Origin of the sequence: Micromonospora sp. KC207, assembly GCF_004348615.1 — a bacterium.
Taxonomy (GTDB): domain Bacteria; phylum Actinomycetota; class Actinomycetes; order Mycobacteriales; family Micromonosporaceae; genus Micromonospora.
In genome coordinates this window covers 1-25,425 of the sequence record NZ_SMKJ01000070.1, presented here as the reverse complement: position 1 = coordinate 25,425, position 25,425 = coordinate 1, and the positions used below count along the sequence as shown (strand labels likewise).

The following is a 25,425-nucleotide window of genomic DNA, read 5'->3' as shown; positions in this document are numbered from 1 at the left end:
CCCCCACCAGGCACAGCCCCACCCCCGCGCCGGTGATCAGCAGCGCGGTCCGCGCCGGCCGGCGACGCCGGGCCGGCCGTGTCCATGGCTGCTGGCTGCCCATCACCTTCGACCGTAGGGGCACGGCGGGTCACCGCGCAGCGACTCGCCCCTGTCGCCCGCCCGGCGCATCGTCTACGGTCGGCGCACACCCTACGCGTGCCCTGCGGAGGCGAGGAGACGATGACCCGTTACGTGCAGCCGGCGCCCACCCCCGACAGCCCGTACACCGGTGACCGGCTGCTGCGGTCGTGGCTGCGCCGCCAGCTCGGCCCGGCCGGGCACGCCGCCGCGCAGGGTCGGCTGATCGACCTGGCCGCCGACGTGACCGGGCCGCTGCGCGCCGCGCACGCCGACGCCGAGGCGCACCCACCGGCCCTGGTCCGCTACGACCCGTGGGGCGCCCGCGTCGACCGGATCGACACGTCCGCCGGGTGGCGGGCCCAACGCGCCGCCGCCGCCCGGCACGCCGTGGTCGCCCTGCCCTACCTCGAATCGGCGCGCGGGCAGTGGGGGGCCGCCACGCGGGTCGTCCAACACGCCCTGCTGCACCTGTACGGGCCGGAGTCGGCAACGTTCTCCTGCCCGGTGGCGATGGCCGACGGCGCGGCGGCGCTGCTCAGCCTTCCTGAGGTCGACTCCGGCGTCCGCGACGCGTGGCTGCCCCGGCTGACCTCCACCGACCCGGACACCGCGATCGTGTCCGGGCAGTGGATGACCGAGTCGCAGGGCGGCTCGGACCTGTCCGGTTCCAGCACCGTCGGTCGACCCGCCGCCGACGGGTCGTGGCGGCTGACCGGGCAGAAGTGGTTCTGCTCCGCCGCCGACGCCCCGATGGCGGTGGCCCTGGCCCGGCCCGAGGGCGCCGGGCGGGGCAGCCGCGTCCTCGCCCCGTTCCTGGTGCCCCGCTACGCCGCCGACTCGCCCCTGGCCGGCGTCACCGCTGCCGCCGACGCGCCGGCCCCCGGCGTCACCGTGCACCGGCTCAAGGACAAGCTGGGCACGTGGGCGCTGCCGACCGCCGAGATCGGGCTCGCCGACGCGTACGCGCTGCCGTTGGGTGACCCGGCGGTGCCCGGCCTGGCTCGGGCGATGACCCTGGTGGTGGTGACCCGGGTGCACAACGCCGCAGCCGCGGCCGGCGGGATGCGCCGCGGCCTGGCCTACGCCCGCGCCTACGCCGCCGCCCGCGTCGCCGCCGGGGGGCGGCTGGCCGACAACCCGCTGCACCGGGCCACCCTCGGCGTCCTCGCCGTGGACACCGCCGCCGCGTTCGTCCTCGCCGGACACGCGTTCGCGCTGCTCGGCCGGGTGGAGGTGGGCGCAGACCCGGACGCCGCCGCCGAGTTGCGGGTGGTCGCGCCGCTGGCGAAGCTCGCCACCGGCCGGCTGGCGGTGGCCTGCGCCAGCGAGTACGTGGAGGCATTCGGCGGCGCGGGGTACGTCGAGGACACCGGCGTGCCCCGGCTGCTGCGCGACGCGCAGGTCCTGCCGATCTGGGAGGGCACCACCAACGTGCTCGCCCTGGACGTGTTGCGCGCCGTCAGCCGCGAGGACGCCGGCGGGCCCCTGCTGCGTCGCCTCGCCGCCGCCGTCGACCTGGCCCGGCCGCTGTCGGCCGACCTGGCCGACACCCTCGCCACCGTCACCGGGGAGTTGACCGCCGCCCTGGCCGAGGTCACCGCCGACCCGCGCGCCGTCGAGGTGGTCGCCGGGGCGCGGGGGCTGGCCTTGCGGATGGCGGCGGCGCTGGCCTGTGCCCTGCTCGTCGAGCACGCCGCGTGGGGCGACGAGCAGGCGCAGGTCGCGGCCGGGCTGTGGGCGCGGCGGCGGCTGCGCCACGAGGACATCGCCAGCGACGCCCACCGCCACCTCGACCTGCTCTGCTGACCCGCACGCCCCGGCGGGCGTCAGGCCCGCCGCCGCGCCCGCGCCGCCCAGATCGCGTACGCCGGGTCGCGGTCCAGGTTGTGCCGGTCCCGGTCGTAGCGGCGGGTGGTACGCGGGTCCGCGTGCCCCATGGCGTCCTGCACGTCCTCCAGCGGCACCCCCTCCGCGCGGGCGGTGGTGGCGAACGCGTGCCGCAACGAGTGCGGCGACAGCTTCGCCCACGCCGGGATGCCCGCCGCGCGGGCCAGGCGCCGCACCAGCCGGAACACCGAGTGCCGGTCCAGCCGCGCGCCGGTTGCGGTGACCAGCAGCGGACCGGTCAGTTGGTGTGTCCCCACCCCCTGCGCCGCCGCCCGCTCGGCCAGGTAGGCGTCCACCGCGTACGCCGTGGACGGGGTGAGCGCCCGCCGCCTCGGCTTGCCGCCCTTGCCGACGAACCGGACGCTGCGGTGCCCCCGCTCCGCGCCCAGGTCCGCCAGGTCCAGCGACACCAGCTCCCCCACCCGCAGCCCCAGGTCGGCCAGCAGCGCGACCGCCGCCCGGTTGCGTGCTGCCGTCGGGCCGCTCTCGGCCTGCGCGGCGGCCAGCAGCGCGTCCACCTCCTGCGGGGTCAACCCGACCGTCGAGGAGTGGTCCCGGTCGACGCGGGGCCGGTCCGCGGCCGTCACCGGGTTGGCCTCGATCGCCCGTAGCTTAACCAGGAAGTCGTACCAGCTCGACAGCGCCGACAGCTTGCGGGCCACGGTCGCCGGGGTCAACGGCCGGCCGCTGCGCGCCGCCGGGGTGGCCTCCAACTCACGGCCGTAGGCGTTGACGTCGAGGAAGTTGGCCCGCAGCGGGTCCAGCTGCCGTGCCCGGCACCAGGCCAACCAGCCCGCCACGTCCCGCCGGTACGCGTCACGGGTGTGCTCGGACAACCGCCGGTTACGCAGCCACGCCTCGGTGAAGTCGCCCGGACCGGCCCCGCGCAGGGCCGGGCGGGCCGCGCCACGCGGCAGCACCGGAAACTCGGGACGAAGCATGCGTGAAAGACTCTCAGCCTGTGGGCGGATCGGCGGTGAGGCGCGCCCGTGCCGTTTCCGCCCGGCCAGCGTCCCGCCCGCCGCGACTGGTTGTGCCCCGTGGTCGATGATCTTCCCCGGGCGCCGCTGAGACGGTTCGCTTTCCCGGTGCCGGCCGGCGGCGCGTCGCCGCAGCCGGCGCGTCGGATCAGGGCGCCACCCGACGGGGGCACCCTGATCGCGACCCGAGCGCCGGGTCAGGCGTCGATCTGCCGGCGGCCGTTGCCGCCGGTGGCGATGGCCACCCGGCGGGGTTTGGCCCGCTCGGCCACCGGGATGCGCAGGGTCAGCACCCCGTTGTCGTAGCCGGCCTCAAGGTTGTCGGTGTCGAGGGTGTCGCTGAGGAACAGCTGCCGGCTGAACGTGCCCATGGGGCGCTCCGCCGCGACCAGTTCGACGTTGTCCCCGGTCGGGCGGCGGCGTTGCGCGCGGACGGTCAGCACGTTGCGCTCGACGGTGCAGTCGATGCTGTCCGGGTCCACCCCGGGCAAGTCGAACGCGGCGTAGAAGTGGTCCCCGTCACGGTAGGCGTCCATGTGCATCACGGCGGGACGGGAGTTGGTGCCGAGCAGCTGCTCGGCGAGCCGGTCGATCTCACGGAACGGGTCGGTGCGCATCAGCATCGTGATCTCTCCTCGGTTCTCCTGGCCGAAGGTGTCAAGTTGAGTCTGAGTGACTCAAGTCCTTGTCTCCTTGATAGCGCGCGCCGACAGCCATGTCAACCTGGTGCGGCCCACTAGTACTTGCCGCGGCCCTGCATGGGTTATCCAAGGGTGAGGCGGTAGCCGATGCCGGGTTCGGTGACGAGGTAACGCGGTCGGGCGGGGTCTGGTTCGATCTTGCGGCGCAGGTTGGCGAAGTGCACGCGCAGGTAGTTGGTCTCGGTGTCGTAGGCGGGCCCCCATACCTCGTGCAGGAGTTGGCGGTGGCTGACGAGTTTGCCGGGGTGCCGGGCGAGGATTTCCAGCAGGTGCCATTCGGTGGGGGTGAGTCGTAGGTCGTGGCCGGCGCTGGTGGTTAGGCGTTTCGCGGCCAGGTCGATGGTGAGGTCGCCGACGGCGACGACGGCGGGCCCGGTGTCGGCAGGGGTGGCGCGGCGTAGGGCGGCGCGGATGCGGGCGAGGAGTTCGTTCATGCCGAAGGGCTTGGTGATGTAGTCGTCGGCGCCGGCGTCGAGGGCGTCGACCTTGGCGGATTCGGTGTCGCGGGCGGAGAGCACGATGATCGGTATGCGGGTCCAGCCGCGCAGGCCCTCGACGACGGTGACGCCGTCGAGATCGGGTAGGCCGAGGTCGACGATGGCCAGGTCGGGTGGGGTGCGGGCGGCCAGGGTCAGGGCGGTGGTGCCGTCGGTGGCGGTGGTGACCTCGTATCGGCGGGCCGTCAGGTTGATCCGGAGCGCGCGCAGCAGTGGGGCGTCGTCGTCGACGAGCAGGATGCGGGTCATCGGTCGGCTACCGCTGCGGGCAGGGCGATGGTCATGGTCAGTCCTCCGTTCGGGGTGTCGCTGGGGGTAAGCGTGCCGCCTTGTGCCTCGGTGAAGCCGCGGGCGATGGCGAGTCCCAGGCCGAGGCCGGTGCTGCTGTGGTCGTCGAGGCGTTGAAACGGGGCGAAGACCCGGTCGCGGTCCTCGACGGCGATGCCCGGACCGTGGTCGATAACCTGGAGTTGGAGCTGGTGGTCGTCGGCGTGACCACGGATCTGCACGCTGCGCCCGGGTGGGGTGGCGGTGCAGGCGTTGGCCAGCAGATTCGCCACGACCCGTTCCAGCAGGCCCGGGTCAGCCAGGGCCAGGGGCAGGTCGTCGGGTACGTCCACGTGCACCTCGACACCGCCGGTGTCGGTGGCCAGCGCGGCGCGGGCCACGACCGCGTCCAGGGCGGTCGGCTGGTTGTCGACGGACAGCACGCCGGCCTGCAGGCGGCTGAGCGCGAGGAGGTTGTCGACCACGGCGGTGAGCCGGTCGGTGGACTCCTCCACGGTGGCCAGCAGTTCAGCTCGATCGTGTGCGGTGAAGTCGACGTCGGGTTGGCGCAGGCTGGACACGGCGGCCTTGATGCCCGCGAGGGGGGTGCGCAGGTCGTGACCGACCGCGCCGAGCAGCGCGGCGCGGACCCGGTCGATGTGAGCGAGTTCCTCGGCGTGGGCGGCCTGCCCCGCCAGCCGCTGGGTATGCAGGGCCCGGGCTGCGGCGGCGGCCAGGCGGGCCAGGGCGCGGCGGTCCTCGGCGAACAGTTGCGGCCCCCAGCCGAGCAGGCGCAGCCCGCCGCCAGCGGCGACCGACAACGCCGGCTGCCCGTGTGGCGCGGGGCCGACCCGTTCGACGGTGCGTCCCTGCTCGGCCAGAGCGACCGTGGTCATCCGGTAGGTGGTGCGGACCTCCTCGAGCAGGCGAGCCAGCGACTGCTCGATGGGCTGGCTGCTGGCGACGGCCAGCAGCGCGGCTTCGGTGTCACGGCGGGCGGCGGTGGCCCGGTGCCGGGCGGCGAGGTCGACGGCGAGACTGACCGCCACCGCAACGCCGACGTAGACAGCCAAGACGACGATGCTGTCCCCGGCCTCGACCGCGAAGGTGCGAAACGGGGGGATGAAGAAGTAGTTGACCAGCAGATCGGCGCCCGCTGCGGCGGCCACGGCGGGCACCCACCCGCCGAGCGCCGCGGTGAGCAGCACCGGTATCAGGTACAGCAGGACCACGCTGGGCAGCGACACCTGTGGGCGCAGCGGCACCAGCGCCGCAGTGGTGGCGGCCAGCCCGGCGCCCGCCGCGATGACGCCGACGCCGGTGCGCCGCCACGACCGGCGTACCGAATCGACCGGCCCGCCCTGCGCAACTGTCCCCATGTCGGGCATTTCTACCCGATTCACCGCTACGACTCCCGTCGCCCGGCCGCCACCGGCTTGCGATCTTCTGGCCGCCGCCCACCCCTGACCTGCTCGCGGCGGGGCCGGCGAAAGCTGGATTCGAGCTGCCACGGCACGCTGACCACCATGACCCGGCGCTGAAACAGCAGCCGCGCCTTGAGCCGCAACGCACTCTGGTTGTGCAGCAACTGCTCCCACCACCGCCCCACGACGTACTCGGGGATGTAGACCACCACCAGATCCCGAGGGCCTTCCTCCCGCAGCCGGTTGACGTAGTTCAGCACCGGGTCGGTGATCTCCCGGTACGGCGAGTCCAAGATCGCCAGTGGCACGTTCAGGTCCCGGTCGGCCCACTGCTGCTGTAGCCGGGCCACCTCCTCGGCGTTGATGCCCACGGTGACCGCGGTCAAGCTGTCCGGCCGGGTCGCCTGCGCGTAGGCCAGCGCCTGCAGGGTCGGGCGGTGCACCCGCGAAACCAGCACCACCGCGTGCACCCGGGCCGGCATGACCACCCCGCCGGGCTCGGGTTCCAGCTCGGCGCTCACCCGCTCGTAGTGCCCGTGGATCGCGCGCATCAGCGCGAACAACACCGGCACGGCGATGACGACCAGGTAGGCGCCGTGGGTGAACTTCGTCGCCAGCACGATGACCAGCACCAGCGCGGTCAGCACACCGCCGAGCGCGTTGATGACCCGGGAGCGGTGCAGTCGCCGCCGCACCTTCGGGTCCTGCTCATCGGCCAGAGCGCGGTTCCAGTGTCGCACCATGCCGGCCTGGCTCAGCGTGAACGAGGTGAACACCCCGAGGATGTACAGCTGGATCAGCCGAGTCACCGACCCGTCGAACACCCAGATCAGCATTGCGGCGATCGCCGCCAGGATGATGATGCCGTTGGAGAACGCCAACCGGTCGCCGCGGGTGTGCAGCTGCCGGGGCAGGTACCGGTCCTGGGCCAGGATGGCCCCAAGCAGCGGGAAGCCGTTGAACGCCGTATTGGCCGCCAGGATCAGGATCAGCGCCGTGGTGGCCTGAATGACGAAGAACCCGAGACTGTTGTTGCCGAACACCGCTGCGGCCAGCTGAGCGATCACCGTGCGCTGCGGGTCGGCAGCACAGTCACCCGGGAAGCCGATCAGGTCGCAGGTGTGCTCGGCTACCCGTACCTTCGCGATCAACGCCAGCGCGGTGATTCCGGCGAACAGGGTGATCGCCACGACGCCCATCGCCAGCATCGTGCGCGCGGCGTTCTCCGCCTTCGGCGGCTTGAACGCCGGCACCCCGTTGGAGATCGCCTCCACCCCGGTCAACGCGGTACACCCCGACGCGAACGCCCGCAACGTCAACAAGGCCAAGGCCAGCCCAGTCAACCCCACCTGCTCCGGGCGCACCTGCCACCCGGCTGACTCGGCCACCGGCGCGTGCCCGGCCACTGCTCGGCCGAGCCCGAGGGCCACCATGACCAGCACGCCGGTGATGAACAGGTACGTCGGCCAGGCGAACGTCTTACCCGACTCTCGCACCCCGCGCAGGTTCATCGCCATCAATGCGAAGACGAACCCCACACAGATGGCAACCCGGTGAGTATTCAACGACGGGACCGCCGAGATGACGTTGTCCACGCCGGCGGCCACCGACACCGCCACCGTCATGATGTAGTCCACCAGCAGCGCCGCCGCCACGACCAACCCGGCAGACGGGCCGAGGTTACGCGAGGCCACCTCGTACGACCCGCCGCCGCTGGGGTAGGCGCGAACCACCTGCCGGTACGAGGCCACCACCACCGCCAGCAGCACCACCACCGCCAGACCCACCCACGGCGCCAAAAACAGGTACGCCAAACCGCCCAGCGTCAGCACCAGCAGGATCTCCTGCGTGGCGTAGGCCACCGACGACAACGGATCCGACGCGAAAATCGGCAACGCCAGCCGCTTCGACAGCAATGTCTCACCCAACCGGTCACTGCGCAACGGACGCCCGACCAGCACACGCTTCAACCAGTTCAACACACCATGAAGTCAAGACCCGACCACCACACTCAATCGGTGATCTTGGCGCGTTCTTAACGCCGCTCCCCACCATCTTGGCGACTCTCCGACGCCACGGTGACCGCCCTCACCTCCTGGCATCCCCCGCTCGGCAGATACGGGCTCCCCGTACTGATCGCCGAGGGCGCACGCCGAACTGGTGTTCGGCATGTCAGCTCCGCCGGCAGCAGCGGCCGCGCTCCACGGCTGTCGACTCGGCTCACTGTTCGCCCAGCACCGCCGCGATCGCCGCGTACGGCCGGTGGGTGCCATCGCTGGGCCGATGCTGGCGCTCGACCTCCCGGAAGCCGGCTCCCGCCAACCGCTCGGAGAACTCGTCAACCGGCCAGCGATAGGCCGTCACGACCTTGTGGTCGAAGGCGACGACGTCGTCGCCGTCGAAGAGGCCGACCACCAGCGTGCCGGCGGGAGCCATCACCCGCCGGAACTCGGCGAACGCACCGTGGAGCTCCGGGGGCGGTACGTGGATCAGCGAGAACCAGGCCAAGACGCCGGCGAGGGAACCGTCCTCGACGTCCAGACTCTGCATCGACCCGAGGCGGTACCTGCCGTGCGGATGGGCGGCCCTCGCGTGGGCGATGAACTCGGGAACCAGGTCGATCCCCGTCGCGTCGACACCCAGCGACCGAAGGTAGCCGGTGAGGTGGCCAGGCCCGCAGCCCACATCAAGCACGCTGCCCGGCCGAACCGCCAGGTGTCGTCCGATGAAGGCGAGGTCGTCGGCAGCTACCTGCCGGCTGGTGCCGAACAGTTCGATGTAGCGGTCTGCGACTGAGGCGTATGCGTCCCGGACCCGCTCCACGTTCACCGCGTGATCATATGACCCGTTGATCCGGCCGGGCAGGCCACGCGCCGAGCCGGCCGAGCCAGAGGAAGGTTCGGCCGCTGCTTGGCCTCGAAGATCCGGGCCGCCGCGCCGTGGTCGATGTTGACCGACGTCCGTCTTCGGTGGATGCGACAGCAATCTTCAGCGCCTCTCCGGTTGAGATCACTGACGAATCGATCATGGGGCCCCTACCAAACCGAGCAGCCGACATCCTGGCGCGTTACTCAGAACGACGGGGACGGCCACGAGCACGCCAGCGGTCCCGAGCAGCACTGCGGCGTTCGCGGTGGCAACCCCGAGGATGGCACCGATACCGGCGAGGCCACCGGTGAGCAGCAGAAGATGCACGGTGTAGCACACCGCCAGGCCGCCGACAGGTGGGCGGCGAGCAGGCCGGTGACATGCCGGTACGGCGCGTGGTTCCGGCAACGCCGCAGGGTTGCGCGAGAACGGTCGTTGCCTGGGCCCCCGGCCGGGCCCCATCGCGCGGCCGCGGACCTCGACCCGGGCGGGCCTCGGCGGGTGGCGGTTGGGAACTCGACGCATCTGACTACGCACTTTTCGGCTGGCGCGGTGACCGCAGTGGCGGCGCCCGCTGGCGTCAGGTAGTGGTCTACTGCGCCTTGGGGCCGGTGCCGGCGAACGCCCGTAGCAGCGTAGCGACGGCGATGGCGAGGTCGGCGCGGTTGGCGGCTGTTCCGGCTGGCGGCGCGGTTCGGGCGCCGGCGCCGGCCAGCCGGTCGAATAGCAGGCCGTCGATGCAGGCGACGAGGTGGTTGCCGGCCTGCTCCGGGTGTCGAGCGCCGGCTGCCGCCAGCATCAGCCTGGCCTGCGTACGCGACGAGTCGCCGTGGGCGAGGATCGTCTGGAGTTCTGGGTGGTGTGTGGCTTCCAGCAGGCAGGCGTAGCGGGCGAGCGTGCGGTTGCGCGCTGTGCTGATCCATCGGTCCAGTACTGCCGCGATGTCGGCGGCGACCGCGTCGATGTCGTCCATCCCGACCGCCGGGCTGTCTGCGCCGGTGGGCAGTCGGTTGGCTTGCAGATCTGCTCGGTCAAGGTCGGCGAGGCGGTGCACCACCGCCTCGATGAGCGTTTTGCGGGTGCGGAAGTACGCCGAGGTGGTGCCCTGCGGCAGTCCGGCGCGGGCGTCTACGGCGCGGTGGGTGAGGCCGCGCATGCCGAGTTCGGCCAGGACGTCGATCGCGGCGTCGGTCAGGGCCGCGAGCCGGTCAGTTGGCATGGTGGCGACCTCCTTCTACGTCTGTAGTATCGCTTTCTACATCTGTAGAAGGAGTGGGTGATGGTGCAGAGGGCGGTAGTGGTGGGAGCCGGCATCGGGGGATTGAGCGCGGCCATCGGCCTGCGTCGCACGGGCTGGCAGGTGACGGTGCTCGAACGTGCCGCCACCTTCCATCCGGCCGGAGCGGGTCTCGTTCTGCAGGCGAACGGGTTGCGCTGCCTGGAGGCGCTCGGCTTGGGCGCGGCCATACGGGAACAGGGGCGTGTCGACGTGTCCGGCGGCACCCGCAGATCGGACGGGCGGTGGCTGGCTCGCATCGAGGCGGGTGAGCTGGAACGCGTGCTGGGCACGTCCGCGATCGGTGTTCACCGCGCCGCGCTGCACGAGATCCTGCTCGGCGCCCTGCCCGATGGCGTCGTCGTGACCGGCGCCCAGGTCGTCGCGGTCACCGAAGACGGCGAGGTCGCCTATCAGCACCAGGGCCTACAGGTCACGACCCAGGCCGACCTCGTGATCGGCGCCGACGGCATCCACAGCACGGTGCGCCGACTGCTGTGGCCGCAGGCCGCCGCCCCGGTTCGCATCGGCGTGACCGCGTGGCGCGGGGTGACGCCGACCTGGGACAGCGACCTCGTCGCTGCGATCAGCTGGGACCGAGGCGCGGAGTTCGGGATGGTCCCGCTCGTCGACGGGCGTATCTACTGGTTCGCCGCCATCAACGCCGCCCCCGGCGATCCGACCGACGACGACAAGGCCCGGCTCCGCGCCCGGTTCGGTGGCTGGCACGATCCGATCCCGGCCCTGATCACCGCGACCGACACCGTCCTGCGCGACGATCTCACCTGTGTGGACCAGCCGCTCACCACGTATGTGAAGGGCGCGGTCGCCCTGCTCGGTGACGCCGCCCACGCGATGACACCCAACCTCGGTCAAGGCGCCAACCAGGCCCTTGAGGACGCCGTCGTGCTCGCCTGCGTCGCCGGCCGCCCCGATGGCCTGGCTACCTATGACCAGCAGCGCCGCCCGCGAAGCCAGCGAGTGGCTAAGGCGTCCCGCGCGATCGGCCGCTTCGGCCAGCAACTGGAAAACCCGATCGCGGTAGCGATCCGCAATACCATCCTGCGGCTCACGCCGCCGCGCCTGGCTCTGCGCTCGATGGCCCGTCACGCCGACTGGCGCCCGCCACCGCTGATGTGACCACGGCGCCAACCAAGCGCGTCATCACTGTCCGAACGCCTTCGCTGAATGCACAAACGGCGTTGCCGCTAGGCCGTGTCTCGAAGTGCTTGTAGCTCGTCGACACGGATCGCGGCCATCAGCGCTCGAATGGTGAAATCGCTGACGTGCCCGCCTGTCAGAACGAAGGCCAGGGCCCGGCTGCGCGTTCAGGTAGGTTCGAGCGCATGATCGAGGTTGCCGACTTCGTGCCGCACGCTCCCGTCGAGCCCGAGGTCATCGAGGAGTATCGGGGCCGCGTGCCGGACGATCTCGTCGAGATCTGGGAGCGGTACGGGTACGGGACGTTCGCCGAGGGATTCCTGCGGGTGATCAACCCGAAGGTGTACGAGGACGAGGTCGGCGACTGCATCGGCAAGACCCAGGGCGACGGGATCGCGATCCCGATCATGGTCACCGGTCTGGGAGACCTCATCACGTGGGAACCCAGCGCGGGCGTGATCGGCATCCTGTACCGCCTAGGCCGTACGGTAGGACTCAACACCACCCTGCACAACTTCCTGTTCATGGTCGATTTGGATGGCCCCGAGGAACTCTCCGACAACCTCCACTGGGACATCTTCCCGAAGGCGGTCGCAGCGCATGGGGAGCTGCCGTACGACGAGTCGTTCATCTTCGTGCCGCTGCTGTCGATGGGTGGACAGGCGAAGGTCGAGAACCTGCACAAGCGCAAGACCATCGCGGCGATCCAGGTAGCCGTGGACCTCCAGGGCGTCATCGGGCACTAGGCCGCGTTTCAAAGGCGGGTGCGCTGCTGGGTGCGGCTGTGGCGTGTCGTTGATCGATAAGTGAAGAGGTCTCCGGTAGGTAGTTCATCGACCAAGACGAACTGAAGACCGGAGACCTCGTGGCCACCCTACCGGCGACGAGGCGGCACGACCTGACCGACCGGCAGTGGACGGCCCTGGAGCCGCTGCTGCCGGTGGGAAAGAAGCCAGGCCGGCCGCCGAAGTGGAGTAAACGGCAGCTCATCGACGGCATTCGGTGGCGCACACGGGTCGGGGCGCCGTGGCGGGACGTGCCGGACTGTTACGGGCCCTGGCAGACGGTGTACGGGCTGTGTCGGCGTTGGCAGCGTGAGGGCACGTGGCAGCGGATCGTGACCGGGCTGCAAACCTGCGCTGACGCCGTCGGTGCGATCACCTGGGACGTCAGCGTGGACTCCACCAGCGCCCGGGCGCACCAGCACGCCGCTGGAGCGCGTGACAGGGGGATCTGCGCGCCTACCCGGACCCGCCAGCGTATGCCGTCGATCAGTTGCCGCCTGGTCCATGCCGACGGCCGACCTGGCCGAATGCCCGCAGGCAGCAAGGGTTGCAGCACCACCCACTGTGCGTCGCTCAGGTCGAACCGCCTCGTCACCGCTATCGTGGGCACGAGGTCTCCGGTATTCAGGTTCTTCTTGGTCGTAGAACCCTTTACCGGAGACCTCGCCGTCTATCGATCACCAACACGCCGCGACTTCGAGACACTGCCTAGTTGTGGTGGTGATGGCCGACGCGCAGCGTGCGCGCCACCTGCTGCTCGGTGCCAGGTTCGACGACGACGAACTGGCCCATCATGCCTTTGTCCTCGTGGCGCAGCAGGTGGCAGTGGTACATGTATGGCGTCAGCGGATCGGTGTGCCGGCCGAACCGCACCGCCAGGCGTACCTTGGCCTTCTTGGGCACGAATACGGTGTCCTTCGGCCCCGCCTGGTAGGCCGGCGGCGGCTGGCCGTTGACGTCGAGGACGTGGAACGCCACCTCGTGGATGTGGAAGTTGTGCGCGTACGTGGTGTTGTCGATCTCCCAGATTTCCAGGGCGCCGGCCGGTACCACCTCGTCGATCCGGGTCATGTCCATGTCTTTGTCGTTGATCTCCGAGCCGGAGAGTTCGAAGCGGCGCACCCGGATGCCGGGTGGCAAGACCTCGGGTGGCGAGCCGCCGAGCGTGGCGGGTAGCGCGGGCGAGGCGGCCGGCGCGGCCACGGCCACGATCTTCAGCAGCGCGAAGTCGCCCTCCTCGATGTCGTTGGCCTCTTTTTCCGGCTCGCCGCGGCTGTCCATGACGGTCGTCTCGCCGGCGGCGAACCGGACCACGATCTCGGCGCGCTCCCCCGGGCTGATTTTGACGCGGTCCACCGGAACGGGCCGCTGTAGGGCACCCGCGTCGGTGCCGATCACGTGGAACTGCCGCTGGTCGGCGAAGCCGATCCGGTAGACGCGGGCGTTGGAGGCGTTGAGCAGCCGGAACCGAACCAGTTCGGTACGCGCCTGGAAGACCGGCCGATAGGTGCCGTTGATCAGAATGGTGTCGCCGAGCAGCCCGAACGTGCCCCCGTCGACCCGGCCGGAGAGTGCACCGTCGTCGTCGAGCACCGTGTCCTGGACGATCAAGGGCACGTCGTCGACCCCGTACTCGCCGGGCAGCCGCGGGCCTTTCGGGTCATCGACGAGGAACAAGCCGGCCAGCCCGCGGTAGACGTGCTGGGCGGTTCTCTCGTGCGGATGCGGATGGAACCAGGCGGTGGTGGCGGGCTGCTCGATCGTCCACTCCGGCGTCCAGGTGGTGCCCGGCTCGATCATCTGGTGCGGCCCGCCGTCCATCCGCGCCGGCAGCCGCATCCCGTGCCAGTGCAGGGTGGTGGCCTCGGGCAGCCGGTTGGTCACGGCCATCCGGACCCGGTCGCCGCGGGCGGCGCGTACCGTCGGACCGAGGTATGCGCCGTTGATGCCCCACGTGTCGGTGAGCTTGCCGGGCAGGAACTCGCTTCGGCCACCGGCCTGCAGGGCCAGCGTGAACCGCTTGGCCCCGTCCGCGCCGACCTCGGGCCGGGCGAGCGGCGGGATCCGAAGCTGGTGGGTGAAACCGGAGGCGTCCTTCGGCGGGGTGCGCGTGGCGCCGGAGGAACACGCGCCGATTGCGGCGCTCAGTCCGGAGAGGGCGGCCAGGGAGAACACGCTTCGTCGCTTCACGCATTCATCGTGACTCGGGTACGGCGTTTCGGAATCCGTTGTTCCCCCGCAAAACGGGCTGCGGGTTTCACCTGGTCAGGAGAGGTCCGGCGTACATCTCAAGAGGTATTCGCGGCGGCCCGCGAATGCCGCCACGGAGGTACGTTCAGGCCAGCCAGCCGGGAATCGCCCGGCCCGATTCGTACGCCCAGACCACCAGCTGCGCCCGATCGCGCAGGCCGAGCTTGGTGAGGATCCGGCTGACGTGGGTCTTGGTCGTCGCGTGGCTGATCTCCAGCCGGCCGGCGATCTCCTCGTTCGACAGCCCCTGCGCCACCAGGTCCATGATCTCGACCTCGCGGTTGGTCAGCGAGGCCAGATCCGGTGCCGGAGGCGGGGTGCGGCGTGCCGCGACCTCGCTGATCAGCCGCCGGGTGACCGACGGGGCGAGCAGGGCGTCCCCGGCGGCGACCACCCGCACTCCACGGATCAGGTCGACCGGCTCGGCGTCCTTGAGCAGGAAGCCGCTGGCACCGGCGCAAATCGCCCCGTACACGTGGTCGTCCGACTCGTACGTGGTCAGGATGATCACCTTCACGGCGGCGAGCGAGTCGTCGGCGCAGATCTCCCGGGTCGCCGCGAGCCCATCGGTTTCGGGCATCCGGATGTCCATCAGGATCACGTCGGGGCGCAGCTCGCGGGCCAGCCGTACCGCCGCGGCGCCGTCGGCCGCCTCGCCCACCACGGCCATGTCCGGTTCGCCGGACACGATCGAGCGGAAACCCGCGCGTACCAGGGTCTGATCGTCGACGAGGACTATGGAGATCATCGCGGGTGCTCCTGTTCGGGACCGATCGGCAGGCGTGCGCGTACCCGAAAACCGCCGCCCGGCCGCGGCGCGGCCTGGACCTGACCGCCTACCGCGACCACCCGCTCGGCCATGCCGCGCAGGCCGGTGCCCTGCCGCAACGCCTGAGCGTCGGCCGGCCCCGCGCCGTCGTCGTCCACGGTGACGATCACGTCATCGCCGTCGCGCCGGATCTCCACAGCGGCGGCGGACGCGGCGGCGTGCCGCACGGCGTTGGTCAGGGCCTCCTGCACGATCCGGTACGCGATCAGGTCGACGGCGGCCGGCAGCTGCGACGGCTCGACCGCGACCGTTGCGCGCACCGGCAGGCCGGCCGCCTCGGTGCGTTGCAGCAGCTCAGCCAGCTGAGCCAGGGACGGCGCCGGCTGCACCGGGTCGGCGGCGTCCGCCTGGCGTAGCACCCCGAGCACCGCCCGCACCTCGCGCAGCGCATCCTTGCTCGCCGTACGAATCGCGGCGAGCGCCTGGAAAGCCAGCTCCGGCTCGCGGGTGTGCAGCGCGGCACCGGCCTGCACGTTGATCAACGAAATCTGATGCGCCAGCACGTCGTGCAGCTCGCGGGCGATCCGCAACCGTTCCTCGGCGGCGCGCTGCGCCGCCAGGCTCTCGCGGCTCGCCTCCGCCAGGGCCGCCCGCTCGTGGGCCTGCGCCACCTGCCGGGCCCGGCTACGTGTCACCTCGCCCAGCACGACCGCCAGCAGCAGGATCGCTCCGACCGGCGCCGCCGCCTGCAGATGGTCCGCGACGCCGTCCTGGGCCAGCGTGGCGAACGCGACCGTCAACACGGCGGCCGCGCCGGCCGCGATCGGCCAACCGCGTGCGCGGGCCACCGTGTAGTGCGCGACGACCAGGGACAGCCCGATCGACGAATCGGGAAAACCCAGCGGGTAGTAGAGCAAGGCCGCGCCGGCCGTGACCAGCAACACGGGCACCGGGAACCGCTGCCGCCAGAGCAGAGCGGCCGCACCGACCAGGATCAACGTCCAGCCCCACGGAACGAGCGGGGGGCCGGCGCCGTCCCGGTTGGCCACCGCGGTGGCGACGGTGAGAGCGAGCACCACGGCCGCGACGGCAGCGTCATGCCACGTCGCGGTCCCGGTACGCCGCATGGCGCTCACTCCATCCCCGCTCCGAGCCGGTCTGGTCGGCGAAGGCCAGCCCGGTCGACGCTAACGCCTGCTCGGGCGTGTCACCGACGCCGGTGACGATACTCCCGCCCGCGCGGACGACCACTGAGGCTCCACTCGAGCAGCCGGATTGCCGTGGCGGGCAGGCCCGTCATCGCAACAGGGGTGCTGGTAGACCCTGCGCCTGGGTAGCTGTCCGCGGCCGGTCCGCGCCGGTCAGCAACCGGGCGCGTGGGTCCGACCAGCGCAGCGACGGCCGCGCGAACACGTTCCGACGGCGCAGCGCCAATCTGTCGCGGCTGGACCATCCCGGCGTGCGATGTCGGCGGGGCGTCGGCGATGCTGTGGGCGTGGAGTACGTGTCCAGAGTGCCGCGACCGCCGCTGGACGAGCTGATCGACGACCTTTACTACCTGGAGGGTGCGCCGCCGTACGCCCGGCTGACCCTGCCGCCGATGCCGGCGGCATTGCTCATCGTCAACCTCGGGGCGCCGTTCCGCATCCGCGCCGGCACCGACATCGAGACGGCCGAGTACGCCGACGGCTGCGTGGTCACCATGCCCACCCGCGCGTTGGATTTCGGCTACCCGCTCCGGACCCGGTCCGTCGGCGTGCACTTCAAGCCGTGGGGGCTGGCACCGTTCCTGCCGATGCCCGCAGCCGAGCTGTGTGACCGGCCGGTGACGGTAGAGCAGGTTTGGGGCCGGCCCGCCATTGCTGAGCTGCGAGACCGCCTGGCCACGGCGGACGGACCGCACGAGATGCTGACGCTGCTCGAGGAGGCGCTGATGCGACGGCTGTGCGAGACCGCCGGCCTGGGGCTGGTCCGCCATACGAGCAGCGTCATCGCGGCGACCAGCGGGGCGGTGGCCATTGGCGACCTGAGCGTGGCAGCCGGTGTCAGCAACACTCATCTGGCACAGCGGTTCAAGGAGCTCATCGGCGTCACGCCGAAGCGGCTGGCCCGCACCTACCGCTTCGCCGCCACCGTGTTCGCGATCAACCCCGCCGCACCGATCGACTGGGGCGACCTCGCCGGTGGCGCAGGCTACTTCGACCAGGCCCACTTCGGCCACGAGTTCCGGGCGTTCACCGGGCTCACGCCGACCCGGTACGTCGAAGTCCGGCGGCGGTTCCTGCGCGAACATCCCGGCCACACGCTGGACGGCTGGCCGCTGCCGGCCGATTGATTTCTTACAAGAGCGACAGCCCACGACACGCTAATTTGAGGGCACACCCAAAGCAGAGGAGAGCCCCGTGGGCAAGGTGGTCATGTACAGCTCGGTGTCGGTGGACGGCTTCGTCGCGGACGAGAATGACCAGCCCGGACCGCTGTTCGAATGGTTGTCCAGCGGTGACGTCCCGTTGGACGAGAGCGGCGAGGTGAAGGTGTCGCAGACGTCCTACGACTACACCCGGCCGTACTGGGACCAGATCGGGGCGACAGTCGTCGGCCGCCACGTCTTCGACATGACGGACGGCTGGGACGGGAAGCCTCCGGGCGGGATCGACCACGTGGTCGTCGTGACGCACCGGCCGGAGCCCGAGGGCTGGGATCCCGAGGCGCCGTTTCACTTCGTCGACGGCATCGAGGCAGCCATGGTCAAGGCGCAGGAACTTGCGGGTGACCGCATGGTCGAGGTCGCCGCTGGCGACGTCGGTGGCCAGGTGCTTGCCGCGGGCCTGATCGACGAGGTGCGCATGGACGTCGTGCCCGTCGTGTTCGGGTCCGGCAAGCGCTACTTCGGGTCGGTCCACGCGCAGCACCTGTTGGAGGATCCTGACGTGGTGATTCAGGGCAACCGGGTGCTTCACCTGCGCTATCGGGTGCGCCGTTGACCGATCCGAGCGGGTACGCGAAGAAGTCCACTGCGAACGGTGACGCACGATGGGGCCTCCGGCTGCGTTTGCGCGTCGCTGTCCCTGGTCGGGCAGCCGACGCCGCTTCGCTGTCGGCCTGGTCGCTCGGTCAGCGGCGCGAGGACGACGCCGACCCTCGCCGGCGCATCATCGACATCAGCAACGGACGAGGAAGCCTTCCCCACGGCGAGGCAGGCCACACCGAAGCGCGACTGTCAGGTCAGGCGAAGCCCGCATGAGGGATAACATCAGGCGCGTCGAGGTCTTCCGGATCGACGGCGGAGGACATGGCGAGGTCGCACTCCTGGAGAAGTTCGACCCTCCCCCAAGAAGCAGGCCCGTCCCGTCGAGAAATCGCCGGAATCCTTCGACGGGCCCTGTCGCCGAGGCTCATCCCCAGGTACGGCCAGCCGGTTCCTTGATGGTGCGGTTGATCCGGTTGAAAAAGTTGGTCAGGGCGATCTCCAGGTGATCGCGCCGATCTGCTCCTTAGTGAAAGGGGTCCCGGTAGTACGCGCCGAAAAATCAACAGATACGGCGTGAGCTGGGCGGGGTGGGGGTGCTGCACGGGGAAGTGACGATCTCAGTTACGTTTCGGCGGTTTGCCGTTGATGCGTAGGGGTGTGCGATGGCGACTCGGCTGTTCTCCGATGATCAATTGGAGCGGTTGCGGTCGTTCCCGGACATCGGTCGAGACGAGTTGATCCGGTACTTCACGTTGGCGCCTGCGGACGTGGCATTCGTGGATCCGGGTCGGGGTCGCGGGCCGGCGGACCGGTTGGGCCTGGCGGTGCAGTTGTGTACGTTGCCGTGGCTGGGGTTCGTGCCGGACGACGTATGCGCGGCACCGCCGGTGGCGGTGTCGCGGCTGGCCGGGCGGCTCGGCGTCGATCCGGGCGTGTTGGCGGGGTACGGGGCGCGGGCGCAGACCCGGACGGATCACCTGCGGCTGGTCTGCGGCTATCTGGGGTGAAAGACCGCACCGGCGGGGTCGATCGTGATGAAGGAGCTGGAGGAGTTCCTGTGCGGCCGGGCGATGGAACACGACTCGCCGACCACGCTGTTCTCCCTGGCGTGCGAGTACCTGATCGCGACGCGCACGGTGCGGCCCGGCGTGGTGACGTTGACCGAGATGATCGCCACCGCCCGCACCGCGGCGACCAGCTGACGTACGAGCGGGTCGCGCACCTGTTGACGCCGCAGTTGACTGCGGATCTGGACCTGCTGTTGAAGGTCGACGCGGGGTTGGGGATGACCCGGCTGGCGTGGCTGACGACCCCGGCGGTGGACGCGACCCCGGCGGCGATCAAGCAGGCGATCGACAAGCTGATGTGGGTGCGGGCGATGGACGCCCACACGCTGGATCTGTCGATGCTGGCCGCCGAGCGGCGCCGGTTCTTGGCCACGGTCGGGCGCCGGTCGACGAACCAGGCCCTCGCACGGCGGGAGGAGGTGCGCCGGTATCCGATCCTGTTGACGCTGGTGGCGCAGTCCGCGGTCGACCTGCTCGATGAGGTGGTGGCGCTGTTCGACCAGGCGGTGTCGGCGCGTGAGTCGCGGGCGAAGGCCAAGACCGATCAGGTGTTGGCCGAGCGGGGCAAGCGGGGCGAGGTCCGCCAGGCGCTGCTGGAACTGATCCTGCCGGTGCTGGCCGATCCGGGTATCCCGGACGAGCAGGTCGGTGGGCTGCTGCGCGCGCAGATCGGGATGGGCCGGTTACGGGAGGCCGCGTCGACCGGGTGGTCCCCGCTGCCGCGCGATCACGGTCGGCTGTCGCAGATGAACACCTCTTACAACTACCTGCGCCAGTTCACGCCGACGGTGCTGTCGGCGATCGACTTCCGAGGCGGGCCGGGCACCGACGAGCTGATGAAGGCCACGTCGATCCTGATCGAGCTCAACCGCACCGGTGCGCGGAAGGTGCCGGCCGGGGCGCCGGACGAGTTCGTGCCAGCCCGCTACCGCGACTACCTGACCCGGGCCCGCCGCGACGGCGACGACACCGCCTACCGGCACTACTGGGAGTTGTGTGTCCTGCTCGGCCTACGCGACGGGCTGCGCTCCGGGGATGTGTTCGTGCCGGGCAGTCGCCGCTACGCCGACCCGGGGGCGTATCTGTTCACCCCGGACCGGTGGCTGCCGCGCCGCGACGAGTTCTGCGCCCTGGTCGGCAAGCCGGCCGACGGCACGGCCGCGGTGGAGCAGGGCCTAGCCGAGTTGCACACCGCGGTGGCCGAACTGGACGAGGTCCTGGCCGCGGCCGCGCCCGGCGATGTCGGCGCGGTGCGGCTGGACGAGCACGGCCGCCTGGTAATCCCGCCGTTGTCAGCCGAGGACATCCCGGCCGAGGCGAACGCGCTCAAGCAGGAACTGGCCGGGATGCTGCCGTTCGCGCCGATCGCGTCGCTGCTGATCGAGCTGGACCACCGCACCGGGTTCCTGGCGTGCTTCACCCACACCGGCGGGCACAAGCGCGCCCAGTCGGCCGAGCTCAAACGCAACATCCTCGCCGTGCTGATCGCCAACGCGACCAACCTGGGCTTGGTGAAGATGACCGAGGCCTGCGGGGTGCCCTACGACGTGCTCGCCTGGACGCAGGAGTGGTACGTACGCGAGGACACCCTGCGCGAGGCCAACACGGTGATCGTCAACCACCACCACCGGCTGGAGCTGGCAAAGGCGTTCGGCGGCGGCACCATGTCATCGTCGGACGGGCAGCGGTTCCCGACCCGGGGCAAAACGATCACCGCGCGGGTGATGAACGTGCACTTCGCCGAGGCCGGCCTGTCGAAGTACACGCACGTGTCGGACCAGCACTCCACGTTCGGAACAAAGGTGATCGTGCCGACGCACCGCGAGGCGCACTACGTGCTCGACGACTTCCTCGGCAACGCCACCGATCTACCGATCCGCGAACACGCGACGGACACGCACGGCGTGACCCTGGTCAACTTCGCCCTATTCGACCTGGTCGGCAAGGCCCTCACCCCGCGGATCCGGGACCTCGGAAAAATCACCCTGTGTCGGGACGACACCCCGGCGGCCACCACCGGCCGGTACCCGCACGCCGGGCCGCTGCTGAGCGCCCGGCTGAACACCGACCTGATCATCGACTGCTGGCCGGACCTGCTGCGCATGGCCGGGTCGCTGAAGTTCGGCGAGGCCACCGCGTCGCTTATTGTGGGCAAGTGGTCCGCCGCGTCGCGGCAGAACACCCTCGCCGCTGCCCTGAAGGAGTGGGGGCTGCTGCGCCGCACGGTCCATGCCGCCCGGTACCTGTCGGACCCGCAGTACCGGCGCAAGATCTCCCGACAGCTCAACAAGGGCGAGTCGCTGCACGCGTTGCGCCGCGACCTGCACTACGCCAACCAGGGCACCATCCGCCGCCCGCACCATCAGCAGCAGACCGAGCAGGCGTGGTGCCTGACCGTGCTGACCAACGCCGTGGTGACCTGGTCCACCGAGTACTACTCCCTCGCCGTGCACCAGCTGCGCGCCGCCGGCCGGCACATCGACGACGAGGTACTGGCGCACATCTCCCCAGCGCACAGCGAGAACATCAACTTCTTCGGCGTCATCACCGTCGACGTCGAAGCAGAGCTGGCCAAACTCGACGAGCGCGGCTTGCAGCCACTACGGCCTACGCCGACGTGATCGGCTGGCGCTGCTGTGCCGTCACCTCTGGCGGCGCACGCCCACATCAACAGGTAATCCCCCCGAGGGCTTCAAAGAGCACCCGCAGGCGACGCCGCATGCGATCCGCACCGCCCACGAGGCCCGGCTAGATCTGCCCCGACGCCCCCTTTTTTTTGGTCAGGTGGGGGGTCTGGCCGCGCACTGGGGGCCGTCCCACGCTACTCATTAGGTCATGCCCAGTCGTGGCGTCGATGTGGTCGGGAACGGGGTCGTGGTGGTCGCCGACGCTGAGGGTGCCGGTGGGTTCGAACATCAGGATCGCGGCACCGTCTGCGGAGAAGGGTTTGTGGTCGGTGCCGCGTGGTACGACGAACACCGACCCCTGCGGCAGCACCACGGTGCGTTCCTGCTCGCCCGGTAGGCGCAGTGCGATGCTCAGCTGCCCGGACAGGACGAGGAAGAACTCGTCGGTATTGTCGTGGCGGTGCCACACGTGCTCGCCGGCGACCTTGGCGACGCGCACGTCGTAGTCGTTGACCCGCGACACGATGCGCGGGCTCCACAGCGCCTCGAAGGTGGCCAGGGCGGTGGACAGCTCGACCGGTTCACTGATCATGGCTGTCATCGTGGCCGATGCCGTCAGCCCAGCGTGAGTGCTAGAAATCGCGTATGCCGCAACAATCCTCGCAGCCTGGTGGTGGCGCGCACCGGGTGGTGATGCTCGTCGACGACGGGTCGAACCCGTTCGAGCTGGGCGTGGCCACCGAACTGTTCGGCCTGCGCCGCCCGGAGATCGACCGCCGCTGGTACGACTTCACGCTGTGCGCCGCCGCCCCGGACACCGTGATGCACGCCGGGCTGTTCACCCTCACCGGAGTACCCGGCCTGCACGCCGCCGAGGGCGCTGACACCCTCATCGTGCCGAACCGACCCGATCCGCACATCCCGCCCGCACCCGCCGTCGTTGACGTCGTGCAACGGGCTGCCGCCCGCGGCGCCCGGCTGGTCAGCTTCTGCACCGGCACGTTCACTCTCGCCGCCGCCGGCGTGCTCGACCGCCGCCGCGCCACCACCCACTGGCGCTGGAGCGAGCTGTTCGCCGCCCGTCACCCCCGGGTGCTGCTGCACTCCGACGTGCTGTTCGTCGACGACGGCGACGTACTCACCGCCGCCGGCAGCGCCGCCGCCCTCGACCTCGGCCTACACCTGATCCGCCGCGACCACGGCGCCGAGATCGCCAACACGGTCAGCCGCCGGCTCGTGTTCGCCGCACACCGCGACGGCGGACAACGCCAGTTCGTCCCCCAGCCACTGCCGGCCGTACCCGACACGTCTCTGGCACCACTGCTCGACTGGGTCCGAGGACGGCTGCACCAACCCCTGAGCGTGACGGACCTGGCCACCCACGCCGCCGTCAGCCCGGCCACCTTGCACCGCCGCTTCCACACCGAACTGGGCACCACACCCCTGGCCTGGCTGACCAGCCAACGCATCAACCTGGCCTGCCGTCTGCTCGAAGCAGGTGAACCACGCCTGGACACCGTCGCCCGCGCCAGCGGTCTGGGCACCACCGCCAACCTGCGCACCCAAATCCGCCGCCACACCGGACTGACCCCGAGCGCCTATCGCGGTCGCTTCACCACCCACCCCACCCCCCGCACCAACGGCAGCGTGCTGACAGCTGACCCCGATAAATCCCCCGACGTGCCATCCGTTCCTGTCGGCAAATGACCCTTTGGCAACAGACGTCCGATCCGGTCCACTGGACGGCCGCCACCACCGGAAATCCGTCCTCAGATCCAATGCGGGCGATTCAGCGTTGACGACAGGGTTTGCCGACAGGTAGACCCTGGGTGCCGGTAGCGAACGGATCAAGGAGACACCTCGTGGCGGATCTGGTCTATATGCGGGTGTCGACCGACGAGCAGAGCACCCAGCGACAGACGCACCTGCTCGCCGCCGCCGGGCTGACCCCCGGCGCCGACGGGGTACGCATCTTCAGCGACCCCGCCACCTCCTCCAAGATCCCCGCGCTGGAACGAGCCGGCTTCCACGAGTTGGCCCGCTTCGCCCGCGAAGGCGACACGCTCACCGTCTCCGAGCTGTACCGGCTCTGCCGCAACCTGGCAGACATCCTTGCCGTACGCACCTGGTGCCGGCAGCACCACGTCCAACTGCGGGTGCTCTCCGGCGCCCTGAGCAACATCGTCGACCTGGCCGCCGCCGACGCCACCACCATGCTCGTCAACGTGATCGTCTCCGTCGGGCAGTTCCAGCGCGACCTACAAAACGAACCCACTCGCCAAGGCCTCGCTGCCGCCTGGGCGGCTGGCAAGACCTCCGGCCGGCGACCCCGGCACACCCAGCTCGGCATCACCGACCAGATCCGCCACGCCTACCGTAATGGGGCCAGCATCGCCGCCCTGGCCCGCGAACACCGCATCAGCCGCGACGCGATCCGCACCGCCATCGCCGACCTATTGCCCCACCGAACCGACCGGCCCATACCGGCCACCACGGTCCAGGCGATCCGAGTGGAGATCCCCGGCAAGGTCGCCGACCACCTCACCAGCACGGCCGACCTCGGTGAAGCCGAGCGACACGCCTTGCACCGCGGGCGCACCGTGCGCCGCGGTCAGGGCTACAGCCTGCACGTCACCGCCCTACCCGACATCCACCAGACCCTACTGGCCGCCGCGGCCACCCTCGACACCGACGGCGCACCCTCCGCCGACCGCAAGGCATACCGGATCTACGCCAACCGACTGAACGCATCCACCCTGATCAGCCATATCCGTTGATTTTTCGGCCCGTACTACCGGGACCCCTGAAATGGGAGTCGACTCCTTCCCAAATCTCGTCGGTGACTCCCTCCGCGCCGTCCTGCAGCCGGGTGGCGGCCTCGGCCAGCGCCAGTGCCGCGCGCTCTGCATCGGTGTAAAACGGCGCCTCACGCCACGCCGCTACGTTGTGCAGCCGCTCGTCGGTGTCACCGGCCTTCTTTCCCCCGGCGACACTGGCGTAGACGCACGCCGAGCAGCCGTTGATCTGGCTTGCGCATAGATGGACCAGCGCGAGCAGCTTCGGGTCGACGCCAGCGGGGGTCTGTCAAGTTAACGGCTGATCTTGGTTGTTGAGGTGGTCAGTCGTTGGCCGGGGTGAGCCGGCCTTCGAAGGCGATCTGGAAGGCGTTCAGCGGTGCCTTCCAGCGCATGGTTTACCGCCGGCGTCCGGTGCCGGTGGGGTCGAGGCTCATCAACGCCATGTAGACACACTTGAGCGCGGCTTGCTCGTTCGGGAAGTGCCCACGGGCGCGGACGGCCTTGCGGATACGGGCGTTGACCGACTCGATTGCGTTCGTGGAGCAGATGACCTTGCGGATCTCCACGTCGAAGGCGAGGAAGGGCACGAACTCGGCCCAAGCGTTCTCCCACAGCTTCACGATCGCCGGATACTTCCTGCCCCAGGTCTCGGCGAACTCGAGGAACCGTTCGGTCGCGGCGTCCTCGGTCGCCGCGGTGTAGACCGGCTTGAGCGCTTTCGCGATCTTGTCCCAGTCCTGGCGAGCCGCGTACCGGAACGAGTTGCGGATCAGATGGACCCGTCAAGAAACAACGTGTTGCTTTCGATCGGTGTCCTCGTTGGACTGCGGTGGCGATTTTGGACAATGCGTGGTCAGCTCGTGGCGCGGCTCGGCGCGTTGCTGCCTCATCTGAATGAGCGGCAACGGCGGTTGCTGCTCGGGGTCGAGGCTCGGCTGCTCGGTCACGGCGGGATCCGGGCGGTGGCGCTGGTC

At 70.4% G+C, this 25,425-nt stretch carries 18 protein-coding genes and 5 pseudogenes; 9 read left to right on the top strand and 14 right to left on the bottom strand.

The window, feature by feature from the left end:
- Positions 1 to 222 precede the first annotated feature (222 nt).
- Entirely contained in the window at positions 223 to 1,929 is a 1,707-nt protein-coding gene (locus E1258_RS11740) for an acyl-CoA dehydrogenase family protein (RefSeq protein WP_132399506.1), read from the top strand.
- Between the two features lie 20 nt (positions 1,930 to 1,949).
- On the opposite strand, the gene E1258_RS11735 is transcribed toward E1258_RS11740, so the two are convergent.
- The 7 genes from E1258_RS11735 to E1258_RS11705 form a co-directional block, all read right to left on the bottom strand.
- The gene (locus tag E1258_RS11735) at positions 1,950 to 2,951 is read right to left on the bottom strand and encodes a tyrosine-type recombinase/integrase (RefSeq protein WP_132399504.1); all 1,002 of its coding nucleotides are present in this window, start codon (positions 2,949 to 2,951) and stop codon (positions 1,950 to 1,952) included.
- A 236-nt stretch (positions 2,952 to 3,187) separates the two neighbouring features.
- Positions 3,188 to 3,613 carry an Hsp20/alpha crystallin family protein gene (locus tag E1258_RS11730; protein WP_132399502.1) on the bottom strand — a complete coding sequence of 142 codons (426 nt, stop codon included), beginning with the start codon at positions 3,611 to 3,613 and terminating at the stop codon, positions 3,188 to 3,190.
- Between the two features lie 140 nt (positions 3,614 to 3,753).
- On the bottom strand, positions 3,754 to 4,437 hold the full coding sequence (locus tag E1258_RS11725; RefSeq protein ID WP_132399500.1) for a response regulator: 684 nt from the start codon (positions 4,435 to 4,437) through the stop codon (positions 3,754 to 3,756).
- Positions 4,434 to 5,858: an ATP-binding protein gene (locus tag E1258_RS11720; protein ID WP_207919516.1), complete on the bottom strand. Its 1,425-nt coding sequence runs from the start codon at positions 5,856 to 5,858 to the stop codon at positions 4,434 to 4,436. Before E1258_RS11720 ends, E1258_RS11725 begins: the two co-directional genes overlap by 4 nt.
- A gap of 2 nt (positions 5,859 to 5,860) precedes the next feature.
- Complete coding sequence (locus tag E1258_RS11715) at positions 5,861 to 7,861, bottom strand: APC family permease (protein ID WP_132399498.1); 2,001 nt, start codon at positions 7,859 to 7,861, stop codon at positions 5,861 to 5,863.
- Positions 7,862 to 8,099: 238 nt separating this feature from the next.
- Positions 8,100 to 8,708, bottom strand: a complete 609-nt coding sequence (locus E1258_RS11710; protein WP_132399496.1) for a bifunctional 2-polyprenyl-6-hydroxyphenol methylase/3-demethylubiquinol 3-O-methyltransferase UbiG — start codon at positions 8,706 to 8,708, stop codon at positions 8,100 to 8,102.
- Between the two features lie 631 nt (positions 8,709 to 9,339).
- Positions 9,340 to 9,966, bottom strand: a complete 627-nt coding sequence (locus E1258_RS11705; protein ID WP_132399494.1) for a TetR/AcrR family transcriptional regulator — start codon at positions 9,964 to 9,966, stop codon at positions 9,340 to 9,342.
- A gap of 60 nt (positions 9,967 to 10,026) precedes the next feature.
- Between E1258_RS11705 and E1258_RS11700 the strand changes: the two genes are divergently transcribed.
- The 3 genes and pseudogenes from E1258_RS11700 to E1258_RS11690 all read left to right on the top strand — a co-directional run.
- On the top strand, positions 10,027 to 11,163 hold the full coding sequence (locus E1258_RS11700) for an FAD-dependent monooxygenase (protein ID WP_132399492.1): 1,137 nt from the start codon (positions 10,027 to 10,029) through the stop codon (positions 11,161 to 11,163).
- 206 nt (positions 11,164 to 11,369) lie between these two features.
- The gene (locus tag E1258_RS11695; RefSeq protein ID WP_132399490.1) at positions 11,370 to 11,930 is read left to right on the top strand and encodes a T6SS immunity protein Tdi1 domain-containing protein; all 561 of its coding nucleotides are present in this window, start codon (positions 11,370 to 11,372) and stop codon (positions 11,928 to 11,930) included.
- A gap of 119 nt (positions 11,931 to 12,049) precedes the next feature.
- Positions 12,050 to 12,430: pseudogene (locus E1258_RS11690) on the top strand (IS5 family transposase); the annotation flags it as partial.
- Here E1258_RS11690 and E1258_RS11685 read toward each other — a convergent pair.
- The 4 genes and pseudogenes from E1258_RS11685 to E1258_RS35565 all read right to left on the bottom strand — a co-directional run.
- Positions 12,421 to 12,579 (bottom strand): annotated as a pseudogene (locus tag E1258_RS11685) (transposase); the annotation flags it as partial. The pseudogenes E1258_RS11690 and E1258_RS11685 overlap by 10 nt on opposite strands.
- A gap of 98 nt (positions 12,580 to 12,677) precedes the next feature.
- Positions 12,678 to 14,159, bottom strand: a complete 1,482-nt coding sequence (locus tag E1258_RS11680) for a multicopper oxidase family protein (RefSeq protein ID WP_207919515.1) — start codon at positions 14,157 to 14,159, stop codon at positions 12,678 to 12,680.
- Positions 14,160 to 14,304: 145 nt separating this feature from the next.
- A complete protein-coding gene (locus tag E1258_RS11675) occupies positions 14,305 to 14,967 on the bottom strand; it encodes a response regulator transcription factor (protein WP_132399488.1) in 663 nt (220 codons plus the stop codon).
- The gene (locus tag E1258_RS35565) at positions 14,964 to 16,115 is read right to left on the bottom strand and encodes a sensor histidine kinase (protein ID WP_132399486.1); all 1,152 of its coding nucleotides are present in this window, start codon (positions 16,113 to 16,115) and stop codon (positions 14,964 to 14,966) included. Before E1258_RS35565 ends, E1258_RS11675 begins: the two co-directional genes overlap by 4 nt.
- Positions 16,116 to 16,483: 368 nt before the next feature.
- Here E1258_RS35565 and E1258_RS11665 point away from each other — a divergent pair, with 368 nt between their 5' ends.
- The 3 genes and pseudogenes from E1258_RS11665 (at position 16,484) to E1258_RS11650 (ending at position 21,647) form a co-directional block, all read left to right on the top strand.
- Positions 16,484 to 17,323: a helix-turn-helix domain-containing protein gene (locus E1258_RS11665; RefSeq protein ID WP_243715359.1), complete on the top strand. Its 840-nt coding sequence runs from the start codon at positions 16,484 to 16,486 to the stop codon at positions 17,321 to 17,323.
- A gap of 67 nt (positions 17,324 to 17,390) precedes the next feature.
- Positions 17,391 to 17,972: a dihydrofolate reductase family protein gene (locus tag E1258_RS11660; protein ID WP_132399482.1), complete on the top strand. Its 582-nt coding sequence runs from the start codon at positions 17,391 to 17,393 to the stop codon at positions 17,970 to 17,972.
- Positions 17,973 to 18,621: 649 nt separating this feature from the next.
- Positions 18,622 to 21,647: pseudogene (locus tag E1258_RS11650) on the top strand (Tn3 family transposase).
- A gap of 127 nt (positions 21,648 to 21,774) precedes the next feature.
- On the opposite strand, the gene E1258_RS11645 reads toward E1258_RS11650, so the two are convergent.
- Positions 21,775 to 22,245 (bottom strand): cupin domain-containing protein, encoded by a 471-nt coding sequence (locus E1258_RS11645; protein WP_132399480.1) that lies wholly within the window; start codon positions 22,243 to 22,245, stop codon positions 21,775 to 21,777.
- 53 nt (positions 22,246 to 22,298) lie between these two features.
- Here E1258_RS11645 and E1258_RS11640 point away from each other — a divergent pair, with 53 nt between their 5' ends.
- Positions 22,299 to 23,360 (top strand): helix-turn-helix domain-containing protein, encoded by a 1,062-nt coding sequence (locus E1258_RS11640; RefSeq protein WP_132399478.1) that lies wholly within the window; start codon positions 22,299 to 22,301, stop codon positions 23,358 to 23,360.
- Between the two features lie 155 nt (positions 23,361 to 23,515).
- On the top strand, positions 23,516 to 24,430 hold the full coding sequence (locus E1258_RS11635) for a recombinase family protein (RefSeq protein WP_132399476.1): 915 nt from the start codon (positions 23,516 to 23,518) through the stop codon (positions 24,428 to 24,430).
- Here the strand turns inward: E1258_RS11635 and E1258_RS11630 are convergent.
- Together E1258_RS11630 and E1258_RS11625 are read right to left on the bottom strand one after the other, a co-directional pair.
- Positions 24,414 to 24,716 (bottom strand): annotated as a pseudogene (locus E1258_RS11630) (carboxymuconolactone decarboxylase family protein); the annotation flags it as partial. The gene E1258_RS11635 and the pseudogene E1258_RS11630 sit on opposite strands and share 17 nt — an antisense overlap.
- Positions 24,717 to 24,771: 55 nt before the next feature.
- Positions 24,772 to 25,230, bottom strand: a pseudogene (locus E1258_RS11625) (transposase); the annotation flags it as partial.
- Positions 25,231 to 25,425: the final 195 nt, after the last annotated feature.